This is a genomic window from Streptomyces sp. NPDC060198, from assembly GCF_042728415.1.
Taxonomy (GTDB): domain Bacteria; phylum Actinomycetota; class Actinomycetes; order Streptomycetales; family Streptomycetaceae; genus Streptomyces.
In genome coordinates this window covers 1-2,387 of record NZ_JBHWZJ010000616.1, presented here as the reverse complement: position 1 = coordinate 2,387, position 2,387 = coordinate 1, and the positions used below count along the sequence as shown (strand labels likewise).

Genomic DNA, 2,387 nt, shown 5'->3' with positions numbered 1-2,387 from the left:
GATGGTGTAGACGCCACCGGAGCCTTCCAGCACCCGGTACTGCGTCTCCGCGCCGAACTCGTCGCCCGTGACGGTCACCGAGCCGAGCCGGTCGTCGCCGCTGGTGCTGTCGTAGTCCCACAGCGAGAGCGTGCGGGACTCGGTCTTGCCGAGGATCAGCAGTGCGTTGCCGTTGCTCCCGTCCAGGGCGCGGCGGTAGCCGGTGCCCATGGTCTGGTACGACGCGTTGGCGGGCCAGAGCCTCACGGCCTTGCCGCCGTTCGCCGCGATGTTGAGGTAGGCCTCGTCATGGTCGCCCTCGCTCTCATCGCCGCAGTACAGGTCGACGAGCTGGATCTGCACGTAGTCGACCGGATCGGCCTGTGCGGCGCCCGCGGCGCCCACCAGCGTGGTGAGGCCCAGCGCGCCCGCGAGGGCGAAGGCGGTCAGTCGTCGGACGGTCATGTTGTCCCCCGTAGTCTCGGTTTTCGCCGGTCCCCCGACCGGCTCGAAGAACAGACTGCCGGACCGCTGCCCGCCGTTCTACGCGCGTTCCACTCAGCGGAACGGGTGCGTGGAGAAGAGCCGGTGACGTCACGAGCACATGGCTGACGGTGAGTCAGTAGTGCAGGACGGGAGGCAGGCAGGGCGAGGACGAGCCGGCCCGGACGAGGGCCGCCGTGACGGCAGCGCCCGCCCGCGCCGCCTCCTGCGCCGCCCGCTGCAGCCCCCGCGCGGACAACGTCATGACGGCGATCGCGGCGACGGTCCGGTCGTCGCGCCCCCGCACGGGCAGCGCCGCGCAGCACACCCCGTCCACCACCTCCGCGCACTCGAGCACCGCCCCCGGCAGCCGGCCCCCGGAGCCGGCCTGGCCCCGATCGCTCAGCACCTGGCCGGCCGCGGTGTCCAGCTGGAAGCTCATCCCGTTCCGCACCGGCACCAGCGGTTCCACCTCGCCCGGCACGGACGCCACGGTGAGGGCCAGGCCGTCGTGCAGGACGGTCAGCAGCGCGCTCGCCCCGGTCGCCGCCCGCAGCCGGTGCAGCGGGTGACGGGCCGCCACCCGTAGGCCCGGGTGTGGCTCCCACGTCTGCCCGAGCCGGTAGAGCTGCGAGCCGACGCGATAGCGGCTGCCCCGCCGCTCGACCGCGCCCACCAGCAGCAACTGCTCCAGCAGCCGGTGCGCGCTCCCCTTGGGGAGGGCGCAGGCCGCGGCGATCTCGGTGAGCCCTGCCTCCCCGCCGCACCTGCGCAACGCCTCAAGGAGTGCGAACGCCCCTTCGATCACGCCCCGCCCCCGGTCCGTTCCCCGCCCCTGCTCCCTGCCCGCGTGTCGCGACATCTCTCCCCCAGCCGGTCACCGGGGCCGTACCCCTTCGTACGGCCGCCGGGAGAGGATGCCCGACCCGCACAGCAGGGGCACACCCCGCCACGCGCGAACGTGACCCACGGCACAAGGGTCGCCCCTACCCGTGGGACGAGAGGAGTGCATGAGGGCTCGGTGACACGGTGGGGGTGGTCGGCAGGTGGCTCCGGGTGCCGGTCCGGACCCTGCCTCGGACCGACACGGGCAGCCTGTTCCGGTTCGCTCGATCCGGTGCGCCCGGCCGTGCATGACCGCGTGCGGGCGAACGCGGCCCGAGGCGCCTACCGGGGGAGGTGGCGGCGGCAGTTCTCCCGCCGTTGGGGTCGCGGGTGACGAGCGTGGCGTTCGCGAAGCGGTCGACCAGCGTCCGGCCGAAGCCGCCGCTGCCGCCGCGCAGGCCGGGCGTGCGCATGCGGGGAACCTTCGGGCTCTGGTCGTGCACGGTGTCGTGGCGGGCGGTCAGCCGACGCGTGCGGGTGCCGCCGCCGTGGCGCAGGGTGTGGGTGACGGGCTCGGACACGACCAGGAGCACCCGCCGAACTCGGCTCGGCCCGGGCCGGCACTGTCCGCCGCGGCGTCGCGTCGACCGCCGGCTCCGCCGCCTCGTGCGACACCGTGGAACACGGCCGGTCCTGCGAAAGGGTGCGTCCGTCGTGTTTGAGATCCGCGGTTCGGCGCAGACGTTGTCCTGACACAGTCTTTATAAAACCAGGTGGGAGACGTCATGGGCATCATTGCCTGGATCATCATCGGTCTGCTCGCGGGCCTCATCGCCAAGGCACTCATGCCGGGCAAGGACCCGGGCGGCATCATCATCACGATGCTCATCGGTATCGCGGGCGGCCTGCTCGGCGGCTGGCTGGGCAAGGTCATCTTCGGAGTCGACTCCATCGACGGCTTCTTCGACCTCTCCACATGGATCGCTGCCATCGTCGGCTCGATCATCCTTCTCGCCCTGTACCGTCTCGTCACCGGCAACCGTCGCCACGCCTGACTCGGCGGTCACTTGACCACGAAGCGGCTCCGTCCCCCCTCAACG

Annotated in this window: 3 protein-coding genes; 1 reads left to right on the top strand and 2 read right to left on the bottom strand. The window is 72.3% G+C overall.

Features of this window, described 5'->3' with window-relative positions:
* Both ACFWEP_RS34120 and ACFWEP_RS34115 read right to left on the bottom strand, forming a co-directional pair.
* On the bottom strand, window positions 1-444 hold a 444-nt coding region (locus ACFWEP_RS34120; protein ID WP_387376115.1), incomplete at its 3' end, for a hypothetical protein.
* A 154-nt stretch (window positions 445-598) separates the two neighbouring features.
* The gene (locus ACFWEP_RS34115; RefSeq protein WP_387376113.1) at window positions 599-1,324 is read right to left on the bottom strand and encodes an IclR family transcriptional regulator; all 726 of its coding nucleotides are present in this window, start codon (window positions 1,322-1,324) and stop codon (window positions 599-601) included.
* A gap of 748 nt (window positions 1,325-2,072) precedes the next feature.
* On the opposite strand from ACFWEP_RS34115, the gene ACFWEP_RS34110 reads away from it, so the two are divergent.
* Window positions 2,073-2,342, top strand: coding sequence for a GlsB/YeaQ/YmgE family stress response membrane protein (locus tag ACFWEP_RS34110; protein ID WP_387376111.1), 270 nt, complete (start codon window positions 2,073-2,075; stop codon window positions 2,340-2,342).
* Window positions 2,343-2,387: the final 45 nt, after the last annotated feature.

Coding starts and splice junctions, on each gene's coding strand:
- ACFWEP_RS34115 (WP_387376113.1), bottom strand. CDS start 1,324: ATGTCGCGACACGCGGGCAGGGAGCAGGGGCGGGGAACGGACCGGGGG.
- ACFWEP_RS34110 (WP_387376111.1), top strand. CDS start 2,073: ATGGGCATCATTGCCTGGATCATCATCGGTCTGCTCGCGGGCCTCATC.